Source organism: Henriciella sp. (genome assembly GCF_049649345.1).
Lineage (GTDB): Bacteria > Pseudomonadota > Alphaproteobacteria > Caulobacterales > Hyphomonadaceae > Henriciella.
On record NZ_JBARZC010000669.1, the window covers coordinates 1 to 3,559 of the forward strand.

Below are 3,559 nucleotides of genomic sequence, written 5' to 3' on the forward strand. Positions count from 1 at the left end.
GGTCCAGACCTGGCCGGCCGCGTCGCGCACTTCGAGATAGGCTGTCAGCACGCCGCCTTCGGGCTGGTTGACCGCCGAGGTCGACATCACGCCCTCGATCCCGCCTTCCGCGCTGTAACGCCCGCCCTGGCTGGTCTTCGACGTCCCCGCCGCAGACACGCGCTCCACGGTCAGCGTATAGGTGAGATCGACATCGGCATCGCTCACCACCATGCTTCTCAGGCGCACCTTGTCGTCAACGGTCTCAGCATCGATCCAGGCATCGACCTCGCCGGCCGACGCCGTCCCCGCACACCCGAAAAGGGCCATTATTCCACTCGCAACAAGCTTTTTCATGATCTAGTTCCCCGTCGTGACCACAGGCGGATGCCCGACTGTGGCGAGCACTTCCGGCGGCAGGCCGGACGCACTTGATTCCAGCGCCGCCTTTTCCTCGCGCGAGCGCCCGTTCAGCAATTCGTCGCCAAAAGACTGGGCCGCGAGGCTCGTGGCTGCCCCGCGGCCGATCTGGTCAGCCGTGGAGGCCGGGTCGCGGGCAAAGACGTCGACGCCCGATTGTGATCCCCGTATCAGCACTTCTTCCGCACTCGTCGAACGGGTTGTCTTCGCCGCCTGGAGCGGGCGCTTTTCAAGCTCTTCACAAAACACGTAGCGCGGGTTCATGCCGGGCTCGCAGAAATCCTTGCCGCCTTCCGCCTGCTCGACATCGAACTCCGAAGGATTGGTCTGCAACTGTTCGATTTGCGTTTCATTCAGGCGCACATCCGATCGCAGCTGCTCTGTATCTACTGCGCCATCCTGGGCGGTTTCCTTCAGGATGAGCTGAGGCACAGAGGTTGGATCGTCCGCCTCTTGCGCGTGAGCAGCTGGCATAGCGAAGACAGGCAGGGCGAGCGCCAGTATCAAGAAATATCGCATGTCCAATCCTTCCGCCCGTCTGATGACCGGCTAGTTCGTCACAGGGGGCGGCGTTCCCGCACCTCCTTGTATCACTTCAATCCCCGGACAGGATGATACCAGACATCCGGTCTGGCTCATAACGTAACTATAATTATCGCCCAGCTGGGTCAGCTTGAGCGAGCTGCCGGCGCCCATCTGTGTGATTGCGCCCGAATTGTTGTTGCCGTTCTGGTCGATAAGAACCTCATTGCCCGTCCCGTTCTGCGTCACCTCGGCAAAGTTCTCGACGCCATTCTGGAAGATGCTGGCCTGGTTGCTCGTGCCATAGGCCGCGCCGCCGCCGGGATCGCTCACGGTCTGGCTGATCGACGCGGAATTCAGGCTGCCGGCCTGGAGGATATAGGCTGAGTTCGCATAGGGGGTCGATAAATCATTGAGCTGGCTGATCTGCGCCCTGTTGCCAGTGCCGTAGATCTCGATCGTCGCGTCGTTCTGGGCCGGTCCATTGGCGCCCGACTGCGAGATGCTGAACTCATTGAAATCCCCGACAATGGTAACCTCCGCGGTCGAGTCCGAACCCGATTGCGTGATCGTGTTCGCAGAGCCGTCCGGCGCCGAATTCTGGCTGCCCAATATGTCGATCGTCGCGCTCAGATCTTCGCCGGACTGGGTCACGACGGTGGAGTTGTCATAGCCCTTATGGGAGATTGCGACGAGGGAGTCGGCGTTGAGAATTGCGGTGTCTGTTGCCAGCTGCGCAGACGCTGACAGCGTGCCAGCCCCAATCGCCGAGACGGCGGCACATATCGCGAGAGCTGTTTTCATGGCCGTCCTCCTGTTGAAACGGGCCGCTGCTGACGGCCTGCCGGCCTGTCTGCCCAGCCGGCTCTTCTTGCGTATTCCCCAACCCTCATGCAGCTTCGACGCCATATGTCTGGCGCCGCCTGCCGCATCGCCGCCATCCTACCATAGCTGGCGGTGCGGGTAACGGGGTCATTTCAAACCAGCCTTCGAAACTATTTCCGGAAGCTGGACAGTGGCGGAGCCCGGCGAAGCAGCAAGCGCTGTTTACTCGCCGGGCCCCGATAGCATCAGGCCATTACTGGGTTACGGTTGAGACGTTGCCCATACCGGTCTGCATGACATTCGCGATGTTGCCGTCGGTCATTGTCTGGCTGACATCTGCGAGATTGTCGAAACCATCCTGCATGATCGTGCTGGTATTGTCGGACGAAGCCTGCAGGACCAGCGCCCGGTTATCGCCCGTGCCATCCTGGGTAATGACGCTGTCATTGAAGCTGCCGGTCTGGCTCACCTCCGCATAGTCCGATCCAATTGCGGAGTTCTGCGTGACCGCGCTCGTATTGCTGTCGCCGGACTGATTGACATAAGCGCTGTCATTATCGCCGTTCTGCACGATGGTGCTGGTATTCAGTGCGCCGGACTGGTTATCGATCATGGCGTAATTAGTGTTGCCGATCTGATCGATGTCCGACACGTTGCCATCGCCGTCCTGGTCCATGATGAAGGCCTGGTTGCCATCACCAATCTGGGCGACATAGCTTTCATTCAGGCCGCCATCCTGATCGACATCGGCCAAGTTTCCATCACCGGACTGCACGATCTCACTGAAGTTACCGTCCGTGCCCGGGCCTTCGCCCTGCTCTTCAACAATCGCGATGTTGTCGTCGCCGGACTGGTCGATGACGCTGATCTGGTTGGACTCATCCTGGTAGACGGTGGCGAGGTTGTTGTTGCCGCCCTGGATGACTTCACTGTCATTGTCGGCACCGGTCTGGTAGACGCTGGCAGTGTTCATGCCCTTGCCCGGATTGGTCCCGCCCTGACGGATCACGCTATTATGGTCGGATCCTGTCTGATCGACCAGAGCTGTATTGTCTTCCGAGCGCGGCGTCATCGTCGGCAAGCCAGCCCCCAGATTGTCATTCTGAAAGATGGTGCTGTCGTTTCCGGTACCATTTTGGTACACATTTGCGATGGAGTCCTTACCGCCGCTGCCCTGGATGATCTTGTTGTAGTTGTCCGAACCGAGCTGTTCGACATTCGCGTAACCGCCATCTGCCCGGGCTCTCTGGACCACATCAGATATGTTGGCGTCGCCGGACTGAAGAACAAACGCTTCCTGACTTTTTTCTTTCTGATCGAGATCGGAAAGGTTGTCCATGCCGGTCTGATCAACCGTGGCATAACCACCGCTATGCGTCTGGTCGGAATTGGACGTGTTGAAGCTTCCCGACTGTGTCACGGTGATTTCCTGGCCCCGGCTGCCGAGGGGGCGGCCCTGATCGACATTGGCGAGGTTGCCGCCGCCGCCGGATTGGGAAACCGTCGCTTCCTGCGTGTACCCGCCAGACGTGCTCAGGGCACCGCCTGTCGAGTCCTGATCGATGTTCACCACGTTGGTCGGCGAGGAGCCGTCCGTATTGCTTTGGGTGACGGTCGCGCCCATGCCGTCGCCATTCTGGGTGACGTTGGCGACGTTTGCAGGAACAGAGAAGCCGGGCGAGCCGGGCGTGACCTCGGACTGGGTCACGCTGACAAAGCTATTGCTCGCTTCATCGGTGGGCGTGCCCTGGACGATATTGGCAACACCCTCGGAGCCGCCAGTCTGGTCTACCTCCGCCTCATTGTTCGTGCC

Annotated in this window: 4 protein-coding genes; all 4 read right to left on the bottom strand. The window is 60.0% G+C overall.

Annotation, left to right across the window (positions count from 1 at the left end; translation table 11 throughout):
• Positions 1-336, bottom strand: a 336-nt coding sequence (gene csgH, locus WA989_RS18395) for a curli-like amyloid fiber formation chaperone CsgH (RefSeq protein WP_424341923.1), incomplete at its 3' end; no start/stop codon positions are given.
• A gap of 3 nt (positions 337-339) precedes the next feature.
• A complete protein-coding gene (locus WA989_RS18400) occupies positions 340-918 on the bottom strand; it encodes a hypothetical protein (RefSeq protein ID WP_424341924.1) in 579 nt (192 codons plus the stop codon).
• Between the two features lie 30 nt (positions 919-948).
• A complete protein-coding gene (locus tag WA989_RS18405) occupies positions 949-1,725 on the bottom strand; it encodes a hypothetical protein (protein ID WP_424341925.1) in 777 nt (258 codons plus the stop codon).
• 274 nt (positions 1,726-1,999) lie between these two features.
• On the bottom strand, positions 2,000-3,559 hold a 1,560-nt coding region (locus WA989_RS18410), incomplete at its 5' end, for a hypothetical protein (RefSeq protein WP_424341926.1).